This window comes from Streptomyces sp. NBRC 110035, from assembly GCF_000829695.1.
Lineage (GTDB): Bacteria > Actinomycetota > Actinomycetes > Streptomycetales > Streptomycetaceae > Streptomyces.
In genome coordinates this window covers 24,955-46,314 of the sequence record NZ_BBNN01000049.1, presented here as the reverse complement: position 1 = coordinate 46,314, position 21,360 = coordinate 24,955, and the positions used below count along the sequence as shown (strand labels likewise).

Sequence of the window (21,360 nt, the reverse complement as noted above, 5' to 3'; positions counted from 1 at the left end):
CCTTCTCCTTCTCCAGGGCGGCCTTCTCGGCGTCACGTTCCGCCTTGGCCTCGGCCTTCTCCTTTTCGGCCTGCGCCTTGGCGGCGTCCGCTTCTTCTTTCGCCTTCTTCTTCTCGGCGTCCGATTCTGCTTCGGCGGAGATCTCCGAAAGAGGCCGACTGTCCCTGTCGGTTATGCTGGTGTCAAATGCGTCCTGAGCCGTCTTGAACGCCTTGTGGATTTCGACAATGGCCGTGGCGCCCGCCGTGCTGAGCCAGTCCTGCACCGACTGCTCCCACCGGCGCACCGCCTCGTCGCCGATCGCCTTCCACGTCGACATCTCGCTGGGCCTGCCGTACGACTTGCCCTCGATGACGATGTCGTTCTGGAAGCCGGTCGTGGCCACCACGTTGTTGTGCCAGGACGTGTACAGTCCGGAGCCGTAGCTCACCGTCTCGATGTCGGTCTTGTCGTACTGGGTGTCGAAGAGCGTCAGCCGGGCGTCCTCGAGCATGTCGTAGAGCCAGCGCTGCGGATTGCTCTCGGCTTTCCACGCCTCCCAGGCGTCGTAGAGGTTCTGCGCCTGGGTGAGGATGATCTGCTGGGCCTCGGCGAGGGCGCGGGCCGGCTCGGACGTCACCGTCACACCGTCGATGGTGAGGGCGGAGCCTTCACCGCCGTCACCGTTGAGCTGGTCCGCGTACCCCTCGTAGTTGCGTGCCAGCTTGTGGATGAGTTCCTTGAAAATGGCGGCCGAGGTGCCGTCCCAGGACTCACTGCCCTCTCCGATGTCCTCGGTGTCCCACGTGCCGACGGTGACCTGGCTGTCCTCGAAGAACGTGACGACCCGGTCGAACGCCTTGGCGGCCTCCGTGAAGGACCGCAGGTCGACGTAGTTGGCGTCGTCCACCTTGAGGTCACGGTTCGTGTACCCGTGGGTGGAGTAGGGCCACATCGTCAGCTGCGAGAGGGCGTCCCGGGAACCGTAGAGGTACTGGACCAGGGGGTTGGTGTCCCAGTCGAGTTTCTCGCCCTCCTTGTTCCAGCCTCCCTTGTCCTTCAGGACCTCACTGGTCTTCGTGTAGCCCGGGATGATGTCGTCACCGCTCGGCGGCCAGGCCTGGCCCGAACCGAGAAAGGTGATGTACGCCCGGTACCGGTAGAGGTTGCTGCCCTCGGACACGTCCTCCGTGTCACTGCTGGGACGGTAGAACGGCAGGGTGTAGTCGGTGTTCTTCGTCTTCCAGCCACTGGGGGAAAGGAACCCGGACGAATATCCCGGTCCGCCTTCCTTGTCCAGCCGGACGTGGATCAACGGGATGCCGTCGTTGCCCTTCAGATTTTCGAACAACGTGCTCCGCTCCGGCAGGATGTAGCCGGTGAGCATGTCAACTGCCTTTTTCCAGTTGTCGTTGTTGTTGTCTTCGGGGTTGGCCATCGCCGAGCTCCGCGAGGTGGTGGGGAGGAGAACTACCGGGTGTGCGTCGAACCGCCCGGGGTCACCTGCTGTCGGGTGACCCGGTCAGTCCTCGTCGGGGGCGCCCGGATTGTCGAAGTCGCTGTCGACATCCTCGAAGATGTCCATGAACTCGTCCGCGGTGATGCTCTCGAGGTTCTTGTTCTGGCTTTTGGCCAGCTGGTCGATGGTGTCCCACAAGGCCTCCTCGATGTCCTCGAAGAGGACTCCCTGGGCCTCGAGGATCCGCTCGACCTCGCCCGCGCCCTTCTGGATGACCCCGTTCAGGGCGCCCCCGCCGACCGCGCTGTTCTCTCCGGCCATGAGCCCGATGACGAGAGGCTTCGCGGCATCGATCGTGGTGGTCGAGATGGCGTCCGCGATGTACGAGATCGCCGGGCCGGCATGCGCGTCGTCTTTGAGGATGTTCTCCAGCGTCTTCCTGAAGTCAGTGATCTGGTGGTTGATGAACTGTCTCAGGAATTCGCTGTCAAGGACCGTGACGGCCACGTCATCACCCTTCCGTCACCGGCAGTCGTCAGCGGCTGCCGATGCGGATGTCGCCCCACCGCTGCGACAGGTTCTGCTCCGTGTAGCGGTAGTTGGAGGAGATGTCGGTGAGCAGGCTGGAGTGGTTGGCCAGCAGGTTCTTGATGTTCTCGACAGCGTTGTCCCACTTCGCCTGGACCTCGCTGTACACCTCGCGGTCGTCACCGACCCAGCTGTTCCTGAGCTCGGCCAGCTCCATCTCGAGGTTGGCCAGGATGCTCATGATCGCCTTCGACTGGCTGACCATGTCGTCCGCCGCGCCTTCGGCGTGGTTGTAGTCGACGTAGATGTAACCGTCGGAGAAGTCCATCGGAATTCCTCGATTCGCCGCGGGAACCGCGGGTTACGGAAGATGTGCGCGGCACGGCCTGTGGGCGGGACCGTGACCGCCGGGCAGTGACGGCCGTGGGCGTGTGCGGGGCGCTGCCGCGGGGTGGTGGAGCGGCGCGGGCAGGCGCCGCCGGACGCACGCGCCGACGCCCGCGGCGGGACGGCCGCGTCGGCCGGGAACGTCAGTTGCTGTGGGTGTTCGTGCCGTTGAGCTCGTCGAACACGGCGGTGGAGCGCGAGTACTCCTGGTCGATGATCTCGCTCGAGGAGCCCTGCACCAGACCGTGCTCCGTGAGGGTGGTGTTGAGCTCGTCGACCATCCGGTCGAGGTTGATCAGGATGGTGTCGACGTGGCTGTCCCACTGCTCGAGCAGCGACTTGTACTTGCCGCCGTCCGCACCGCCGTAATGGGAGGCGAGGGTGTGCGAGGTGGACTGGACGTCCCCCTGGCAGCGCTGGACACCGGTGAAAGCCTGTTCCAGCGCCATGATCCCGTTGCGGGTCGCCTGTTCTTCGGACTGCTGCATGGCCATGAGAGAACTCCCTTTCGGTGAATTTCACCGACCTGTGGATCCCACATCACCCCGTGGGCAGACAGGGTGTCCCTGCGATCACCAGGTGGTTCGCCGGATCATGGGGCGGCCAAATGCTATGCGCGCCGCAACTTGTTTGGCAATTGACCTCGGGACGCCCAGGGCACCCCCATACCCCTTTCCGCGACGCTCGATTGAGCAGGTGGGGAGAATTCACGTCGCTCACCTGAGCGGCGGTGCGGGAACGGCCGGACAGATCGGGCATCGCCTCCTTCCGCGCGGCACCGCCGGTCGTCCGGTTTAACGCGAGGTGACATCACCGAATCCAAGATTTTCCCTGTCGGATGGCTTACCCGGGGCCGGATCGCTGCCGCCGGTCCCCGCTCATCCCTCTTCCCGCGGGCAGCGCAGCGTCACCCGGGCCTCGCCCGAGGAGGCCGCCTCGGGGGTGAGGTCGGGGCCGCTGGGCAGCATGGCCAGCATCGGGGACGGCATGGTCCGCTCCTCGACGCCCTCGTAGCCCAGCGCCTCGACGCCCTCCTGGGACAGCAGCCGGTACTTCACGCCCGTGTCCGTCACCAGGTACGTGGTGTCGCCCAGGGCGCTGCCGCTCGCGCTCAACGCCCTCACCAGCGCGCCCTTTCCGGCTCGCACCGCGATGGAGTCCACCTTCAGGCAGGCCGGTACGACCTCGGCGGCGGGCGGCTGGACGGGCTCGGGCAGCACGTTCTCGGGCAGCACGGACGTGCCGACCCGGACGCCGCCGTCCGTGGAGTCGACGGCCGCGCAGGCGGCGGAGCCGGAGCCGACCTCGACCGCCTTCGGCGGGGTCTCGGGCAGCTTCGCCGCGTTCACCGCGGCGCTCGCGGAGGCCGGGGCGAGATGCTCGGTCAGGATGTCCGCCCCGAGCGTCGCCACGGTCGCGGCGCCGCCGCCGTAGGCCTTCTCGCGGGTCTGCGGGTCGCCCAGCAGGAGGGTCGCGCCGGTGGCCGTGAGCGGCACCAGGCCCTCCTCGGCCAGCAGGTGGTAGCGGGGGGCCGAGCCGGGGACGTCGACCCGGAACAGCTGCCCGACCCTGGTGGCGCGCCCGGCCAGTTCGGGCCCCTTCCCGCCCCGGCCCGGCACGTCGGCCGGGGACAGGTCGGGTCCCTGCGGGAAGGAGTCGAGGAAGGCGGCGGAGACGGGGCGCGGGGTGACGCTTCCGTAGCCGAGGGCCCCGGCCGCGTTCGCCCGCTCGTCGAGCCGGAGCCTGCTTCCCTGCCACAGCAGGTAGGTGGAGTCGCCCGGTCCGGTGACCAGCAGGCCGTCCTGCTCGCCCAGGTGCCGTGCGCCGGGGACGTCGCGCGGTGTGCCGGTGCCCAGGGCGAGGGTCGTGGTGGCCGCGACGACGCCGGTCGACCTCGGGCGGACGCCCGAGCAGACCAGCCACGGCGTACGGTCCAGGTCGCCGGTGGACGGCAGTGCCTCGGGACCGTCGGGTATGCCGACGGGGGTGCCGTGCGGTGTGCCGGCCAGCGAGGACGTGCCGACCGTGGTGACGCCGAGGTCGCCGCCGGCGATCAGCCGGGCCGACGCGTAGTTGCGGACCGGGCGCAGCCGCCCGTCGAGGTACAGGTAGCGCGCGCCGGTCTGCTTGTCGACGACCAGGTTCTCGCCGGAGCGCCAGGAGTTGTTGCCGCCGGGCTGGATGAGGCCGAAGACGAAGGCTCCGGCGCACACCAGCACGGCGATGACCACGCCGATCGCGGCGCCGCGGTTGGTCCGGCCCAGGGGGCTCTCCGGGTCGTCGGGCTCGGCGCGCAGCATGGCCGAGGCCAGCCTCCCCATGATGAAGAGGTGCGCCTGTACTTGGTCCCGTTTGCTGTGCATGCTCGCCGTTCTCCCGGGTTCAGCCGTTGATGCCGCGGAGCAGGCCGTAGACGCCCATGGACCAGAGCGTCAGCGGCAGGATGCTGATGGCGGCGAGTGAGTGCAGCAGTTCGGCCGCGCGCCCCCAGTAGGGGACGAGCCGCCGGCCGGGGACGGTCCACGAGGCGATGGCGAGGGCGGCCGCGAGGCCCATCAGGCCGGCCGTCAGGGTCAGCCGGTCCGTCGGGCCGAGGGAACGGGCGGACACGGACAGCAGCAGGACCACGCCCCAGGCACCGGCGGTGGTCAGCGCGAGGCGCTGCCAGACGTTGCCGAGCCCCCTGCTGTGCAGCAGCAACAGGAGCGAGAGGGCGACCACGGTGAGGATCCCGGCGAGGCCGGGATCGGCGGCGAGCGCCACCAGGCAGGGCAGGCAGACGAGGCCGATGGCGCCGTAGAAGGCGGTCATCCAGCCGTCGGCGAGCATGGACCGCGCCTCGACGTCGGAGGCGGGGTACGGGTCGATGCCCTGCTGCAGCTGCTGGACGTTGGTGGGCAGCGGGGGCATCCGCATGCCGGAGAGCCGGAACGACAGCGAGGGGACGAACCCGCCGAACAGGACGACCACGACGGCGACCACCCCGGCGGCCTGGTCCGGCGTCAGGTTCAGGGTGATCAGGGTGGCGCCGAGCGCTCCGGCCGCGGCGACGCAGGCCACGCCGATGAACAGGGCCGGGTACACGCCGACCGCCGCGAGGGCGAGCACCGCTCCCGCGCCGCCGGCCGCCGACGCCGCCAGCAGGCGTGCGCCCAGGACGGCTTCGCCGTCGGCTCCGCCCAGGTCGCCGCCGGGCAGCAGCCAGCCGGCCAGGGCGAAGTAGGGGCCGACCATGAGGCCGAGCGCCGAGCCGGCTCCGGCGTCGCCGACGGCCCGGGTCGCGGAGCCGGCGCCGGCGAGCAGCAGCAGTCCGGCCGTGCCCGCGGCGACGGCCCGGATCCAGCCCTCGGTTCCCGGCAGGGCGAGCAGCACCATGCCGAGGGCGAGGGTGACCACGGCCAGGCCGCGCAGGAGCCGCCGGCCGGCCTCGGGGCTCCAGCCGTGCGGGCGTTGCTGCATGGTGGCCGAGATGCCGTCGACCAGGTCGTCGAGGTGCACTTCGGGCAACGCCTCGGTGCGGGGGCGGAGACAAAGCTCCTCACCGTCCCGCAGACCGAGGGAGTCCAAGGTACTCTCGGGGTCGAGCGGTGGGCCGCCGAGGCGTTGCAGTACCCAACCGCCGTGCTCCAGGCCTGCTTCCTCCAGGTCGTCCCCTCCGTAACCGATCACTGTGGGCAGCAGGTCGGCGACGGGGACGTCGGAGGGCACGGCCAGGTCGACGGTCCTGGCCGGGGCGCGTACGGTGACGCGGCACAGGCTGGCCGCCTGGGTGTCAGTCATGGGCGATGTCCGTCATGGGTTCGGGTTCACGCTTTCTGGCGGTCACGGGTTGCGCGGTGGCTGGAGGGTGACAGCGGCACACCGGTCGGTCGCTCGATCGCGACAGGACGTCGGACGGGGCACGCGCCGACGAGTTTGACGGCAGGCCGGTCCTTTTCGCAACACCGGTCAAGAATTCAGCGTCCGGGAAGCCTGCGGTAATTTTCCCGCAGCCACGGCGTGGGACTGTGACGCATTGCGCTCCTGCGTTTCCTCTCTTCCGCACCCCGCCGGACTTCGGGGCGGACTTCGAGGTGGACTTCACGGGGGCGTATTTCCGGCGGGCGTGTGCAGGCGGGCACCGGGTAATTCCGTGCCGTTACCGCGGAATTGTTCCGAGATCATTGAGGAGGCCATTCGTTGAGCGTGATCCTGTTCCGCAGGCCGGCACGCCGCAGAGGACCGGAACTGCCGTCGGGGGAGCTGAGTCTCCAGGAACCGCCGACCCTTCCGGAAGTCGTGCCGGACAGTTCCGCGGTATGGACATACTTGCCGATGGCGCTGATGTCGGTCTCCATGATGCTGATGTTCATGCGGCCCGGCATGAGCCGGTCCAGCGGCGGGTTCATCTACATCGCGCTCGGCGTGATGGTGATCGCGTCCGCCGGCATGATGCTCGGTCAGGTCATGCGCCGCAACGGCGAGCGCAAGCAGCGGATGAAGGGCGAGCGCCGCGACTACCTGCGCTATCTGCGCCAGACCCGGCGCAAGGTGCGGGCGTCCGTCGTCGACCAGCAGCGTGCCCTGGCCTGGCGCCACCCCGCGCCCGACGCGCTGTCGTCGCTGGTGCGCAGCACCCGGCTGTGGGAACGGCGGGCGTCCGACGAGGACTTCGCGGAGGTCCGGATGGGCGTCGGCGACCAGCGCCTCGCGATGAAGCTGACACCGCTGTCGACGAAACCCGTGGAGGACCTGGAGCCGCTGTCCGCGCACGCGCTGCGCAGCTTCACCCGCGCCTACTCGACGGTGCGGGACCAGCCCATCGCGATCTACCTGCGGGCCTGGTCGAAGGTGCTGCTGCGGGGCGAGGAGGAGCACGTACGGGCTCTGACGCGGTCCCTGCTCGCGCAGTTGGCGGTGTTCCACTCCCCCGACGACCTGTGGATCGCGCTGTGCGTCTCGGACGAGCGGCGCTCCGAGTGGGAGTGGGCGAAGTGGCTCCCGCACAGTCTGCACCGGCACGAGGAGGACGGCGCCGGGCCGACCCGCATGATCGCCTCGGCGTTCAACGAGCTGGAGGGCCTGCTCGGTGCCGAGTTCCACGAGCGGCCCGGCGCCGACCCGGACGCGGTGCCGGGGCGCGAGGAGCCGTACACGGTGATCGTGATCGACGGGTGCACGGTGCCCGCGGGCCACCGGTTCGACGGGCACGGGTTCCGCAACGCGGTGGTGCTCGACCTGTCCGGGGCCCTGGCCTGGAAGCCCGGACGGACCACGCTGCGGCTCGAGGTGGAGGAGAACGGTGTCGCGCTGGTGCGCACCGACCGGGACCGCAAGGAGCAGTCGACGGTGCTCGGCAGGCCCGACCGGCTGGGGCCGGTGGGGGCGCGGGCGCTGGCCCGGCTGCTCGCGCCGTACCGGATGAGCATCGGCGGTGACGACGCGAAGCCGTTCTCCGGCGACGTCGAGCTGACCTCGCTGCTGAACATCCCCGATCTGCACCGGCACGAGCCGGCCACGCTGTGGGAGCGGTACACGGGCAGTGCCCGGCTGCGGGTGCCGATCGCGGTCAGCGGCGAGGGCCGGCCGGTGGAGCTGGACATCAAGGAGTCCGCGCAGGGCGGTACGGGTCCGCACGGCATGCTCATCGGCGCCACCGGTTCCGGCAAGAGCGAGCTGCTGCGCACCCTCGTGCTGTCGCTGGCGCTGACGAACTCGTCCGAAACGCTGAACTTCGTCCTCGTCGACTTCAAGGGCGGCGCCACCTTCCTCGGCCTGGACGAGCTTCCGCACACCTCCGCGGTCATCACCAACCTCGCGGACGAGGTGTCGCTGGTCGCCCGGATGCAGGACGCCCTGCACGGCGAGCTGATCCGCCGCCAGGAGCTGCTGAGGGCGGCCGGCAACTACACCTCCGCCCTGGAGTACGAGAAGGCGCGCCAGTCCGGGGTGCCGTTGCAGCCGCTGCCGAGCCTGTTCGTGGTGGTCGACGAGTTCAGCGAACTGCTGTCCGCGCACCGTGACTTCATGGAACTGTTCGTGATGATCGGCCGCCTCGGGCGCAGCCTCGGGGTGCACCTGCTGCTGGCGTCGCAGCGGCTGGACGAGGGCCGTATGCACCAGCTGGAGAGCCACCTGTCGTACCGGATCGGTCTGCGGACCTTCTCCGCGATGGAGAGCCGGGGCGTGCTGGGGGTGCCGGACGCGTACGAGCTGCCCGCGCAGCCGGGTGCCGGTTTCCTCAAGAGCGGTGTCGACGCGCTGACCCGGTTCCGTGCCGCGTACGTCTCCGGTCCGTACCGGCGGCGGCGTGCCCTCGTGCAGGCGCAGGTGGCCCGTCAGGTGGTGCCGTGGACGGCCCAGTGGGTGGTGCCGCGCGCGCCGGCCGACCCGGATCCCGCGGGTGGGCCCGGCGGGGAGGAAGAGGCGGAGGGTCCGGAGGGCGGTGACGCGGAGAGCGGCGAGACGCTGCTGTCGGTGGCGCTGGACCGGCTGCGCGGTTCGGGGCCGCCCGCCCACCAGGTGTGGCTGCCGCCGCTGGGCGCACCGGCCACCCTCGACCAGATCCTGCCTCCGCTGGCGCCGGACGCGCACTACGGCCTGACGACGGCCGACTGGCCGCTGCGGGGCCGGCTCACCGTGCCGGTGGGTGTGGTGGACCGGCCGTTCGACCAGCTGCGTGACCTGCTGACGGTGGACCTGTCGGCGGCCGGCGGCCATGTGGCCATCGCCGGGGGGCCGCAGAGCGGCAAGAGCACCCTGCTGCGGACGCTCATCACCGGTCTCGCGCTCACCCACACCCCGCGCGAGGTGCAGTTCTACTGCCTGGACTTCGGCGGCGGCACGCTCGCGGCGCTGGACGGGCTGCCGCACATGAGCGGGGTGGCCGCGCGCGTGGACACCGAGCGGGTGGGCCGGACGATCTCCGAGGTGAGCACGCTGCTCGGCAGGCGGGAACGGTTCTTCCTGGAGCACGGCATCGACTCCATGCCCACGTACCGCAAGCGGCGGGCAGCGGGCGAGTTTCCCGGGGAGCCGCACGGGGACGTCTTCCTGGTCATCGACGGCTGGTCGACCGTGCGCCAGGACTTCGACCGGCACATTCCCACCTTCAACGCGCTGGCCGCCCGCGGGCTCAACTACGGCGTCCATCTGCTGATCACCACCGCCCGCTGGGTGGAGCTGTCGTCCTCGGTGCGCGACCAGACCGGTACCCGGCTGGAGCTGCGGATGGGTGACCCGATGGACTCGCAGATCGACTCCCGCAAGGCGGCGACGATTCCGCGCAGCCCGGGGCGGGGCCTGACCTCCGACAAGCTGCACTACCTGTCGGCGCTGCCGCGCATCGACGGGGTCGAGGACGCCGACGACCTCGCCGACGGGGTCGCGGGGCTGGTCTCGGCGATCAGCGAGAGCTGGCCGGGGCCGGCCGCGCCCCGGGTACGGATGCTGCCGGCCTCGCTGCCCGTCGAGGAGCTGCCCGAGCCGGAGGGCGATCAGGGCCTGCGCATCGCCATCGGCCTCGACGAGAACGAACTCGCGCCGGTGTGGCACGACTTCACCGAGAACCCGCACATGATCGTGGTGGGTGACAGCGAGTCCGGCAAGACGAACCTGCTGCGGGTGATCGCCCGGGGCATCACCGAGCGGTACACCCCCTCCGAGGCCCGCATCATGACGGTGGACTACCGGCGGGAGCTGGTGGAGAGCGTCCCGGAGCGCTACCGGCTCGGCCACGCGGTCTCCACGGACATGCTGAAGGACCTCGTGGACGGGGCGGCCAGGGCGGTACGGCAGCGGGTGCCCGGCGAGGACATCGCGCCGTCGCGGATGCGGCTGTGCGACTGGTGGCAGGGGCCGCGGCTGTTCATCCTGGTCGACGACTACGACATGGTCGGCAGCGGACCCATGTCGCAGCCGTTCGCCCCGCTGCTGGACCATCTCGCGCTCGGCCACGAGGTCGGCCTGCACCTGATCGTGGCGCGCTCCTCCGCGGGCGCCGGGCGCGGCCTCAACGAGTCGCTGCTGCGCCGGCTCCAGGAGGTCAACACGCCCGGCCTGCTGATGTCCTGCCCGCCCAGCGAGGGCTACCTCTTCGGCAGTGTGAAGGGCCGCGAACTGATCCCCGGCCGCGCGGTGCGCATCGCCCGCCGCAAGACCGTCCAGATCCAGACCGCCCTGCTGGAGAACCCCAGCTGATGCCCCCTTCCCACCCCGCACTCCACCCCACCGCCGGCCGGGCCCCGGCCCGGCCGACGGCCGGGCCCGCGGCACGCGCGGGGCGCGGGAGCGGAACGGGCGGGGCCGTCCCGGCTCCGGCGACAAGCCCGTGTGTCGTGGTCCGCACGGCCTGCGGCCGTCCGGCCCCGCAGGCGGACTCGCCGCTCCGGGGCCGCCGAAGGCATCGGGGCGCACACCGCCCCGACACCGTCACGGCGCGGCCGGGCACCCCGGCCCGGCCGCCCGCCGGGCTCCCGGCCCTCCCGCCCCGGGCCGAGGCCCTGAGCGGGACGGAGGCCGCCGGGACACCGGCCGAGGACACCCACACCCGCGCCGCCGGGCGGCCGTACCCGGAGAGGGGACCCCTCCGACTTTCGCGGCACCGGTCGCGTTTCCCCGCGCACCGGCCCTTCCCGTGCCCGGCCACCGCCCGGCCGGGTGTCGCCGGGCTCGCGGCATGCGTCGAAGCCGGGGGCGGGGCGGGGAGCACCGGGGCGGCGGTGGCGAGCCACCACGTCATCAGCCGTGCTGTCCCCGGGCTGCCGTCGTGCCCGGGGACGGGTTCGCGGCTCCGGGTGTGCCGGGTGTGCTTCGACGTCCGCCCGCCCGCCCCGGCCCTCGTCCCTTCGGGCCCCGGCTCCCGGCCCGCTGTCGGAAGCGGTGCCGGGTGCGGGCTACCGGCCCGTGGGGGTGTTCCGGGTTCGGGGGCCCGGCGGGGTCCAGTTGCGGGCCCGGCCCCGGGGGACGACCGCGGCGGCGGCTGCGAGGAGGAGGACGAGCGCCAGGCCCGTCGCGGCGATGGTCAGGGAGCGCCGGTGGGGGGTCGGGTCGGCCGGGGCGGGCAGGTGGGCCGGGACCGGTGCGGCCGGGGACGCCGTGTTCTGGTCCGGGACGACGGTCAGGGCGGCGTACGGGTCGAGCCGGGGTGTGTCCGACGGGTAGGCGGCGGCGAGGAGCTGCCGGGAGACCTCGTGTGCGGTCAGCTCGGGCCGGTAGGCGCGGACGAGGGCGGCGGCACCCGCGGTGCCCGCCGCGGCCAGCGAGGCGCCGGAGCCGATGTAGTGGCCCGTGCCTCCGGGTCCGACGCTGACCATGCCGCTGCCGGGCGCGGCCAGGTCGGGTTCGTGGGCGGGCGGGGCGTTCTTCTGCCGTACGCCGCCCGCCCCGAAGTCCACGACGGCCAGCACGTCCGGCACGGCGGCCGGCCAGTACGGCCCCTCGGGCATCTCCCCGTCGGGTCCGCGTTCCTCGCGGGTCACGGCGTCCGGGGCGGCGGGGGCGACGACCAGGGCGTCGCGCCGGGTGGCGTGGGCGACGGCCTCGGTCAGCTCGGCCCGTCCGGTGCGCAGCGCCTGGCCGACGTAGATGACCTTCGCACCGCGGTCCGCGGCCTCGCGGATGCCGAGCGCGACACGTTCCACCGAGGGGACGCCGCGGTCGTCGGTGCCCCGCAGGGCGAGGATCCGGGCCTCCGGGGCGACGCCGGTGATGCCGCTGCCCGTCCGGGGCGCGGCGGCGATGAGGCCGGCGGCGAAGGTGCCGTGGCCCACGCAGTCCTCCCCGGCGCCGTCGGCGGCCGTCACCCGCCCGGACAGGCCGGGGACGCCGGAGGCGACGCCGGTGTCGACCACCGCGACGGTCACCCCGCCGCCGCGGGTGATCCGCTGGGCCCGCGGCAGGCCGAGTGTGGTCTGCGACCACGCCGCCATGGTGGCCGTCTCGCCCGACTCCCCGGTGCAGGGATTGCCCTCGCCGAGCCGGACGGGCAGCGGGGGCAGCAGGGTGGTCCCCGGATCATCGCCGGAGGTCGCCGACGGGGCTCCGGACGCGTGGGGCGCGGCCGGTGCGGCGAGGGCGGTCCCCCAGGTGACCGGCAGGACGACGGCGACGGTGACGGCGACGGCCGGCGCGAGACGCGCACACCGGTATTTCATGACATTCCGCATGAAGTGCATGATATGCACATGACATGCTTGGGCGCACGCCGCGTCCACGGCCTGATCCACCGGACAGGCCCCGGGCGCGGCGAGTCGAAGTCGCGGCAACACAAGGAGGTTCGAGGCGCGTGGCACGGCACATACTCACGGTCGACCCGGAACGGTCGGACGGCTACCGGACGATCGGTGAGGCACTGGCCCAGGCGCGCACCGGGGCGGTGATCCGGGTGCGTCCCGGCCGCTACGCCGAGAACCTCGTCATCCGCAACCGGGTGACGATCGTCGGCGAGGGCGAGCCGGGCACGGTGGAACTCTGCCCGCGGAGCGGCACCGCCGTCAGCCTCATGGCCGACGCCGTGATGCTCAGCGGTCTCACGATCCGGGGCCGCGACAAGGAGGCGGCGGTCGTCGACGTGCCGGCAGGCCAGGCCGCCCTCGACGGCTGCACGGTGACCGGCGCGGGCTGGACGGCGCTGCTGGTGCGCGGCAAGGGCTCGCTGGCCGCCCGCGGCTGCCGGATCGGCAACCCGGGCGGCGCGGGGCTCGTCGACTCCTCGGAGAGCGAAAGCATCGTCGAGGACTGTGTGTTCGAGAACTTCGGCACGTCCGCGGTGGTCATCGGCGAGACGGCCTCGCCTCTGGTGCGCGACTGCCGCATCCGGGGCGCGCGGGCCAACGGCGTCCTCGCCAGTGGTGAGGCCAGGGGCACCGTGGAGGGCTGCGACATCTCCGGCACCGACAAGCCGGCCATCGCCCTGGAGGGCCACAGCTCGACCCGGGTGCTGCGGTGCACCGTCCACCACACCTCGGTGGGCCTGCTGGTGTCGAGCATGTCCCGGCCGGAGATCGAGGAGACGACCTTCGAGTCCATCGCGCAGAGCGCCGTCGTCGTCTCCGGCGGTGCCGACCCGCTGCTGGCCCGGTGCGTCACCCGGCGCACCAAGAACAGCGGACTGCTCGTCCTGGACCGCTCGCGCGGCACCATGGAGGGCTGCGCGTTCCACAGTTCCACGGAGGCCGCGATCCGTGTCGTCGAGGGCAGTGCCCCACTGCTGCGGGACACCGTGGTCAGCGACTGCGCCGACACCGGCGGGGCGGTGCTCCTCGCGGACGACTCCACGGCCGAGTTCGACCGTCTGGAGGTGCTGGACGCGGCGGGCGTCGGCATCGCGGTGCGTTCCGCCGCCAACCCCCTGCTGCGCCGGGCCCGGGTGGTCGGGGCGGGCGGCCACGGCATCGAGATCACCGACGACGGCCGCGGCCGGCTGGAGCACTGCGAGGTCGAGTCCGCGGGCGGCTGCGGCCTGAGCATCGACGACGACTCCGACCCCGAGGTCAGCGACACCGTGCTGACCTCCGCCGCCCGCTCGGGTGTCGTCGTCGGCGAGCGCGGCCGGGGCGTCCTGCGGGACTGCGAGGTCAACGACAGCGCCGACGCGGGCATCACCGTGCGGGACGGCGCGGAGATCACCCTGGAGCGGGTCAGGGTGATCGGTGCGAAGGCCCACGGCATCCAGGTGGCGCGCGGCGGCCGGGCAGCGCTCATCGGATGCGAGGTCGTCGGCAGCACGGGCGACGGCGTACGGATCGACAGCGCCGAGCCGGTGGACGTCACCCGGTGCGTGGTGCGCGACAACCGCGGCGCGGGCCTGCGCCAGAGCCGTGCGAGCGAGCGGCTCTCGGTCGACCTGCTGACCAGCGCGGACAACGGTCTTGCGGACAGTTGGGGCGAGAGCGCCGATCTGGACGGCGAGGACGGCGGCGCGGGCGGCTCCGGCAAGGAGTCGGGGCCGCAGAGTCCGCTGGCCGAACTGGAGGCGCTCATCGGACTGGACAACGTCAAGCACCAGGTGAACACGCTGGTCAACCTGAACCAGCTCGCGGAGCGCCGCCGCCGGCTCGGCATGCCGGTGCCGTCGATGAGCCGGCATCTGATCTTCGCCGGGCCGCCCGGCACCGGCAAGACCACCGTCGCCCGCCTCTACGGCGGCATCCTGGCGGACCTCGGCGTACTGCGCAGCGGTCACCTGGTGGAGGTCGCCCGCGCCGACCTCGTCGCCCAGATCATCGGCGGTACGGCCATCAAGACCACCGAGGCGTTCACCAGCGCGCTGGGCGGCGTGCTGTTCATCGACGAGGCCTACACCCTCACCCCGGAGGGCTCCTCCAACGACTTCGGCCGCGAAGCCGTCGACACCCTGCTGAAACTGATGGAGGACCACCGCGACGACGTGGTCGTGGTGGCGGCCGGATACTCCGAACAGATGGAGTCGTTCCTGTCCGCCAACCCGGGTCTCGCCTCCCGTTTCACCCGCACCATCGAGTTCGACAACTACGCGGTGGACGAGCTGGTGACCATCACCGAGTCCATGTGCGCCCAGCACCGGTTCGAGCTCGGGCCGCTGACCCGTCAGGCCCTGTCCGTACGCTTCGAGGCGATGACGCGCGACGCCTCCTTCGGCAACGGCCGTGCGGCCCGCGGGGTGTTCGAGGACATGGTGGACCGGCAGGCGTTCCGCCTCGCGGCGATGGCGGACCCGGCCGAGAACGACCTGACGCTGCTGCTGCCGCAGGACGTCGGGGACGAGGAGGCGGCGGCCGTCGGAGGCGACGGCGGCACGGGACGGACCGGGGACGACGCGGTCGACCCGATGGCCGAACTCGACGCCATGGTGGGCCTCGGCGCCGTGAAACGGGAGGTCACCGACCTGGTGAGCCTGCTGTCCAACGCCCGGCAGAGGATCGCGGCGGGGCTGCCCGCCCCCCGGATCAGCAACCACCTGGTCTTCAGCGGGCCGCCCGGCACCGGCAAGACCACCGTCGCCCGGCTCTACGCCAGGCTCCTGCACTCGCTGGGGGTGCTCCCCCGCGCCTCCCTGGTGGAGGTGGCGCGGGCGGACCTGGTGGGCCAGTACGTCGGCCACACCGCGGCCCGCACCAAGGAGGTCTTCACGGGCGCGCTGGGCGGCGTGCTGTTCATCGACGAGGCCTACACCCTCACCCCCGAGGGGTCCTCCAACGACTTCGGCCGCGAAGCCGTCGACACCCTGCTGAAACTGATGGAGGACCACCGCGACGAGATCGTGGTCGTGGTCGCCGGATACACCGAGGAGATGGAGCGCTTCCTCGCCTCGAACCCCGGTCTGACCTCGCGGTTCTCCAAGTACGTGCAGTTCGAGGACTACAGCACGGACGAGCTGGTCACCATCGTGTCCCGGCACGCGGCCTCCTCCGGGTACGAGTGCGCCGACGACACCCTCGCGGCGCTGCGCGCCCATGTGGACGCCATCCCGCGCGACCGGTCCTTCGGCAACGCCCGGCTCGCCCGGCAACTGCTGGAGTCCATGATGACCAGCCAGGCCCGCAGACTGGGCGGGCTCCGGTCGCCGAGCCTCGCCGACCTCACCACGCTGCTGCCCGAGGACCTGCCGCCCGCGCGGCGGCAGCAGGCCGCCCTGTGAGGTCGCGTCCGGCCGCGCGGTGAGGTGAGGGCGAACGCCCGCCGGAGGAACACACCGGCGGGCGTTCGCCTGTCTGTCAAACCCCTCACATCCCGCTCACACGGTGAACCGGACGACTTCCAGCCAGAGGTGCGGCTCCGTCGATCCGCCGAAAACCCACGGGTCGACCGTGTCGCACGCCAGGCCGCCCCAGTCGTGCCCGCCGACGCGGTGGTTCTGGCAGACGTGGCCCTCACCGACGTCGATGGTGAAGCCGCTGATGTTCGGCGCGCTCTGACTGGAGCTTCCCAGGACCAGGTCGATGCCGTTGGCCACGCTCTCCCACTTGGTCGTCCATCCGTCCTTCTGGATGAACTCGTTGGCGGACAGACCCTTGGTCCCCGACACCGCGATGTTCAGGGCCTTGATGCCCTTGCCCTGGACACCCGCGACGGCTCCGTCGCACCGCGGGGTCTGCCAGCCGATGTCCTTGACATAGGCCCGGTAGCAGATGTGCCGGCCCGGGTTCGCCGCGGCGAGACGCTGGACGGCGGCCCCGGCGGTGTTCCCCGGGAGCTTGGGCGGCGGGTTCTCCTCGGCCTTCTTCGCCTCCACCGTCTCCGCCTTCTCCACCGTCTCCGCCTTCTTCTCCGTCTCCTTCTTCTCGACCGGCTCACGGGGCGGCGCCGACGTCAGCACCGGTACGGGTGCCTTGACGACGGGGGCCGGTTTGGCCGCGGGCTTCTCGGTCGACGGCTCCGGCGAGGGTTCGGCCGGGGCGTACGCGCCCTTCGGCACGTCCAGGGGCTCCTCGTCGAGCAGGGTGTCGGAACCTGCGGCCACCTCCACGCTGTCCTTCTTCGTCTTGCCGTCGTCCGTGGCCCAGATCAGCAGCGGCACGGCGAGCAGGACGGCGCCGGCGATACCGGCGGCGGCGAGCAGCGGTTTCTTCGGCTTACCGGAGGGCGGTTCGCCCGCCCCGCCCGCGGCAGCCGCACCGGCTGCGCCCGCCGCACCACCGGCTGCCGCCATGCCGCGAGCCGAACCCTCGGCCTCCGGGGCCGCCTGCGCGCGCGCCTGCGGCTGCGCGGCGAGCGCGGCGGCCGTGCCGGCGGTGGCCGTCGTGACCGCGGTCGTCGCGGTGGTGGTGGTGGAGGAGGAGGAGGAGGGGTCGGCCGTCGTGGTCGGTTCCGCGGCCGTGGTGCCCGTGGCGCCCGCTGCGGCGGACTGCGCGGGTGCCGCCTCGCTCTTGTTGCTCTCGTCGCCTCCGTTTCCCTCATGGGCGCCCGTACCGCTCGCCGGGACGGCGGACGGCCGTGCGGCGGGCGCCAGCATCGCGCCCGGGTCGGCCACGGCCGGGCCCAGGGACACCGCCCGGCGGACGGACGAAGCGCCCGTGGCATGGGGTTCTCGCTCCGGCCCGTCCGGGGACGACCGGTTCTGGCTGCTTGTCATCATTCTCCTTGGACTGTGTACGTGATCGGTGGTGATCTCTGTCCGTGGGCCGACCGGGTGGAGTGGTTCCCCACGCGTCACCCGTCGCCCGTCGCTACCCGTCCTGGCCCACGGGCCCGGTGCAGCGTTCCGGCCAGCCCCGGCCCCCGCCGACGCGGTCCTCCCTGGAGAGCGTCTCCTCGAGGTGCGCGAGCGCCTTCAGGTCCAGTCCGCTCAGTTCCTCCGACCCGTCCATGTAGGCGGTCGCGTTCCCGGGGAGCTCACGGAGCAGCACCACCGAGGGGCCTGCGGGCACGGTCCGTACCCCCAGCACCCGGAAGCCGGTCCCCGGTACGAAGACGATCTCTTCGTTCGTCCGTGCGGATCCGGTGGGCCGGTCGGTCAGTTGCCGTACCTTGCGGCCTGTGACGGACCAGATCGCGTACCGTACGGCGGCCCCGGCGGGGAGCGCCGGGGTTCCGGCCAGCGCGCTGACCGGGCCGGGGTCCTGCAGCAGCGTGCCGACCCCGGGCTCGGGCCCGGCGGGGTCCCCGCCGCGCAGTGCCACTCCGCGGTAGGAGGGCAGCCGCCGCAGGGCGGATGCCAGGCATCCGGCGTAGGGCAGCAGGCGGCCCTCGCCGGAGTGCAGGTCCCGGATCAGCTCGCGATGGTGCAACGGCCCCTCCTCGGCGGTGAGGTAGGCGTGCGCCGCGACGAGGTCGATCCGCGCGGCCTCCAGCTCGTGGCCGCGCAGCGCGGGCATCCGGGTGAGCAGCCGGGAGACCGCGGCGGCGTGCGCTTCCCAGACCCCCGCCGCGAACTCCCGGAACGCGGCCCGCTCGGCGGCCCCGCTGACATGCCCGGGGACGAAGGGGAGGTGCGCGGTACGCGCTTGGCGGGGCGGGGGCTTCGGGGCGGCCGGGGCAGGCGCGGCGCCCGGCATCGGGGCGGCCTGCGGGGGCGGGGTACCCGGGATCCCGGCCCCGGTCCCGGACGCCGGCGCGGCGGGGCCCGGCGACACCTCGGGAGCCGGCGCCGAAGCGGACGACGGCCGTGTCTCGGCCTGCGGCGCCCTGCGACCGGTTCCGGCGCCGCGCGACGCCTCGCCGGTGCCCGCACCCGTGCCCGTTTCCGTGACCATGCCCTCGGCGTCGGTCCCCGGGGGTGCGGCCCGGCTGCCGCCGGCCTCGGGCTCCGACGCCGCACGGGCCGTCCCACCGGCCGGAACAGCCTGCTCGACCTCAGGCACCCGCCCCCCGGCCAGAACCTCGCCGTCCCCACCGGACCCCCCACCCGGCACCGCACCGGCCCCGGACGCCGTACGCCCACCCGGCCCCGCACCGGCCCCGGACCCGCCACCATCACGGCCCCCGCCCTCACCGGCACGTGAACCACCGGAGGGAACGACCGGCTTGCTGTCGCCCCCTGCCGTTCCTGTCCCGGTGCCGCCGTTCGGGGCGGTTTCCGGCGTCGTCCGTCCAGGGGTGCCACCGGAACGACCCGTGTCCTCACCCAACCGTGAACCTCCGGACGGGTGGGACGACTTGGCGGTGGAGCCGGGTGCGGGGCGGCCGAGCGGCCTGCCGCTCGCCGGAGCCACGGCCGGAGCTGCGGCCGCTCCGGCCGTTGCCACTTGGCCGCCCTCCGGCCCGGGACCGGGACCGGGACCGGGCCGGCGTCCGGCCTGCGAGGGTGTCGGCAAGGAGGTGAGCCGGAGGTCCGGCGGGGGCACCGCCGCCGCGGCGGAGGCACGTTCCCCGGGCACCCCGGCCGGGGCCGTGCCGGGGCGGCGGGCCGCGGTACCGGCGCCCGCGCGGCGTGCGGCGGTGACGTAGCGGATGCCCGGCACGCCGTGTTCGGCGGCCAGCCTGCGCAGTTCGCCGTCGCCGCCCACGAGCCGGCCGCGCACCAGCAGGGTGGCCCGTGCCCGGGTGTCGGCGCCGAGGCCGCGCAGCAGCCGGGACAGCGCGGGCAGCAGGGAGCCGTCCAACGGCTGGCCGGGCATGCCCAGTTCGATGGCGCACACCTCCGGGTCCACGGCCGGGCCCACCGGTCCGGGACGCGGGCCGTCCGGTGCCCACAGGGCGAGTCCGGCCCGGGTGACGGTGGCCTGCCAGCGGTCCGTCAGCCGTACGGTCCCCGGTTCGGTGCCGCCGAGGATCCAGTCGGGCATGTGGGTGGCCACCGGCCGGGGAGCGGGCGTACGGCCCTCGGCGTCGGTGGGCCCGCAGACCACGGCGGACACGAACGGCTGCCAGCTCGGCCTGCCGTCCCGTCCCACCAGGGTCGGCCGGGGGTCCGTTCCGGGCGGTGCGTGGTCGGCGATCAGCGGCAGGCCGGTGAGCACCTCGATCTCGGCGCCCAGCAGGTCGGCGACGGACTGGCCGAGCCGCAGCAGGTCGCGTCGGCCGCCCGGCGCGAGCCGGACACGGGAGCGCTGGGCCACGGGCAGGGTCGCGAGCACGGCGGCCACCTCGTCGGCCGCGACGTCCTCCGCCTGCGGGGCACCGACCAGGACCGTGGGACGTTCGAAGTCGACGGGTACCGCGAAGCACAGGTCGTCGGGGGCCGGGCCGGGGGCCTCGGCCGGGCGGATCACCACGCCCGCCGGTATCCGGTCCACCACGCAGCCGCCGGTGGTGCGCACGGGCACCCGGCCCAGCGCCTCCTGCCATGCGGGAGCGGGGGCACGCGGGCCCAGCCTGCGGGGTGCCTCGCCGGGCGCGAACCGCCACCATCCGGGTCCGGGGCGGGCGGTGCCGTGGACGAAGAGCACGCCGCCGGGGGTGACCAGTACGGTCCCGTCCGGGGCGATGACCTCCAGTTCCCAGGCGTCGGCGATCCGGCGGGCGACGCTGGGCCGCTCGGGCCGGTCGTCCCCGGCGCCGGGCATGACGAGCCGGACCCGGTCGGTGCCCTGCGAACGAAGGGTGTCCAGCAGGGCACCGAGCCGCGCCCAGTGCTCGGCACCGGCGGGTCCGCCTCCGGCGGCGGAGCCGACGACCACCGTGACGACGTCCTCCTCCGTGCCGACGGCGCCCGCCACTTCGAGCAGGGTGTCCAGCGGGAAGGAGTCGTCGTCGACCGAGCGGACCAGCAGGACGCCGTCGACGTCCTCGACGGGCGGGGCACCGACGGCCCCCCGGTCTCCGGCGCCGCCGTGCGGCTCGGCGGCGGGGCGCCGGGTTCCGCGCCCCGTACCGGACCTGCCGCCGCGGCGCGGGACGACGGACGGCCAGCGGCTCACGCGTCCGTCCCCCGTACCGGGTGAACGGCCTCGGTCAGCACCCGCGCGGGCCGCTGCCGCACACCGCTCTGCCGCTCTCCGGACAGCCCGCGTACGTCCGCTCCGTCCTCCGTGCCCGATCGGATCGCGTCGCGTACGGCGTCGACGTCCAGCAGCATGCCCACCGCGGCCGAGGGGTTCAGATAGAGCGCGTGCCCCTCGGGAATCCGCGGCACGAGGTCGGCGACGCCGACGAGTTCGAAGGCCAGGCGCCCCGCGGTGTGCAGGAACGCGGGCGAGGTGAACACCGGTACGACGGGGGTCCCCTCCGGGGTCGCGGCGCTCAGCGGACCGCCGTCCGGCCCGGTCAGCACGGCGACCTCACGGCCCACGAGCGCGGCCGGCACCGCCTCGCCGGGCCCGTAGCCGGCCGAGGCGAGCTGGACGGCGTGGTCCACCTCGTCCTCCGGTTCGGGCCAGCCGAGCGCGAGGGGGGACGGCCGGTAGTCGGGGTTCTCCTCCCACTCGACGATCTCGCCGTCGAGGCCGGACCGCCAGCGGCCGGGCATCGCCCACCGCGGCGGCCGCTCCTGACCGGACCACATCGGATCGACGGCCCCCAGCCAGTGGTCCGGGGCGAGCCGGCCGGCCTCACGGATGTCGTCGGGCACGGGCGGAAGCTCCGCGCCCGCGCCCGGGCCCGTGCCCTCCGGTGCCGTCGGCTCGCTCACGGCGACGGCACTGCCGGTGCCCTGCTGGGTCATTGCTGTC

12 protein-coding genes are annotated in these 21,360 nt (G+C 73.0%); 2 read left to right on the top strand and 10 right to left on the bottom strand.

What is annotated here, in order from left to right; all coding sequences use genetic code 11:
- From TU30_RS29730 to eccD, 6 genes are all read right to left on the bottom strand, one after another.
- On the bottom strand, positions 1-1,417 hold a 1,417-nt coding region (locus tag TU30_RS29730), incomplete at its 3' end, for an AAWKG family protein (protein ID WP_042175971.1).
- 84 nt (positions 1,418-1,501) lie between these two features.
- A complete protein-coding gene (locus tag TU30_RS29725; RefSeq protein WP_042175968.1) occupies positions 1,502-1,945 on the bottom strand; it encodes a type VII secretion system-associated protein in 444 nt (147 codons plus the stop codon).
- 28 nt (positions 1,946-1,973) lie between these two features.
- Positions 1,974-2,294: a WXG100 family type VII secretion target gene (locus tag TU30_RS29720; RefSeq protein ID WP_042175966.1), complete on the bottom strand. Its 321-nt coding sequence runs from the start codon at positions 2,292-2,294 to the stop codon at positions 1,974-1,976.
- Between the two features lie 202 nt (positions 2,295-2,496).
- Complete coding sequence (locus TU30_RS29715) at positions 2,497-2,847, bottom strand: hypothetical protein (protein ID WP_042175963.1); 351 nt, start codon at positions 2,845-2,847, stop codon at positions 2,497-2,499.
- 384 nt (positions 2,848-3,231) lie between these two features.
- Complete coding sequence (gene eccB, locus TU30_RS29710) at positions 3,232-4,716, bottom strand: type VII secretion protein EccB (protein ID WP_042175961.1); 1,485 nt, start codon at positions 4,714-4,716, stop codon at positions 3,232-3,234.
- 19 nt (positions 4,717-4,735) lie between these two features.
- Entirely contained in the window at positions 4,736-6,133 is a 1,398-nt protein-coding gene (eccD, locus tag TU30_RS29705) for a type VII secretion integral membrane protein EccD (protein ID WP_042175958.1), read from the bottom strand.
- Between the two features lie 405 nt (positions 6,134-6,538).
- On the opposite strand from eccD, the gene TU30_RS29700 reads away from it, so the two are divergent.
- On the top strand, positions 6,539-10,531 hold the full coding sequence (locus TU30_RS29700) for a type VII secretion protein EccC (protein WP_042175955.1): 3,993 nt from the start codon (positions 6,539-6,541) through the stop codon (positions 10,529-10,531).
- 695 nt (positions 10,532-11,226) lie between these two features.
- Here TU30_RS29700 and TU30_RS29695 read toward each other — a convergent pair.
- Positions 11,227-12,498 carry a S8 family serine peptidase gene (locus TU30_RS29695; RefSeq protein WP_063837667.1) on the bottom strand — a complete coding sequence of 424 codons (1,272 nt, stop codon included), beginning with the start codon at positions 12,496-12,498 and terminating at the stop codon, positions 11,227-11,229.
- Between the two features lie 119 nt (positions 12,499-12,617).
- Here TU30_RS29695 and TU30_RS29690 point away from each other — a divergent pair, with 119 nt between their 5' ends.
- Entirely contained in the window at positions 12,618-15,950 is a 3,333-nt protein-coding gene (locus TU30_RS29690; RefSeq protein ID WP_042175952.1) for a right-handed parallel beta-helix repeat-containing protein, read from the top strand.
- Between the two features lie 96 nt (positions 15,951-16,046).
- Here TU30_RS29690 and TU30_RS33120 read toward each other — a convergent pair whose 3' ends face one another.
- From TU30_RS33120 to TU30_RS29675, 3 genes are all read right to left on the bottom strand, one after another.
- Entirely contained in the window at positions 16,047-17,384 is a 1,338-nt protein-coding gene (locus tag TU30_RS33120; RefSeq protein ID WP_052479962.1) for a hypothetical protein, read from the bottom strand.
- Positions 17,385-17,478: 94 nt separating this feature from the next.
- Positions 17,479-20,610, bottom strand: coding sequence for a hypothetical protein (locus TU30_RS29680; RefSeq protein WP_052479961.1), 3,132 nt, complete (start codon positions 20,608-20,610; stop codon positions 17,479-17,481).
- Positions 20,607-21,353 (bottom strand): type VII secretion system-associated protein, encoded by a 747-nt coding sequence (locus TU30_RS29675; RefSeq protein ID WP_063837666.1) that lies wholly within the window; start codon positions 21,351-21,353, stop codon positions 20,607-20,609. The genes TU30_RS29680 and TU30_RS29675 overlap by 4 nt, the downstream gene beginning before the upstream one ends.
- Between the last annotated feature and the right edge of the window lie 7 nt (positions 21,354-21,360).